The 637-nt window shown below is 47.7% G+C and carries 1 pseudogene; it reads right to left on the minus strand.

From position 1 onward, the window contains the following. Nucleotides 1–598: pseudogene (locus R7040_RS27460) on the minus strand (exopolyphosphatase); the annotation flags it as partial. Nucleotides 599–637: the final 39 nt, after the last annotated feature.

Here is a 637-nt window from a genome sequence, read left to right on the forward strand (position 1 = left end):
TGGACTCTAACTTTTGTTCGGCAGCGAGCATGGCTTTGCTGAAGTTTTTGCTCGATAACTTGCCATTTTTGAAGTACTGCTGTGTAAAGCTGACGCAGCCCATCTGTTTGCTATTAAGCAGTTCTGGCTCGAACTCTTGTCCGATGATCATCTCGGTGCTGCCACCGCCAATATCGACCACCAGTTTAGAATTAGATTCCACTTGAGTGTGTGCGACACCCAAGTAAATTAGGCGCGCTTCTTCCTCACCCGGAATAATCTCTATCGGGAACGGCATGACTGCTTTTGCTCGTTGGATAAACAAATGCGCGTTTTTCGCTCTTCTTAGCGTGTGTGTAGCAGCGATGCGCACATTGGATTCCTCAAAGCCTTGCAGCCTCTCTGCGAACATCGCAAGACACTCCAACGCTCGCTCCATGGAGGCGTGACTTAAATTCAATTCACTGTCTAGGCCAGAGGCTAAACGAACCCTCTGTTTATGGCGACTGATGAGCTGTAGGTCGCTGCCGACCACTTTCGCCACCACCATGTGGAAGCTATTAGAGCCGAGATCGATCGCGGCAATATAGCGTTCATCTTGTTCAAGTATCTGAGACATCTGACTTTTGTCTTCTCGTTTGCTTTTCTATATTTTTAA

Source organism: Vibrio sp. 1069, from assembly GCF_033340555.1.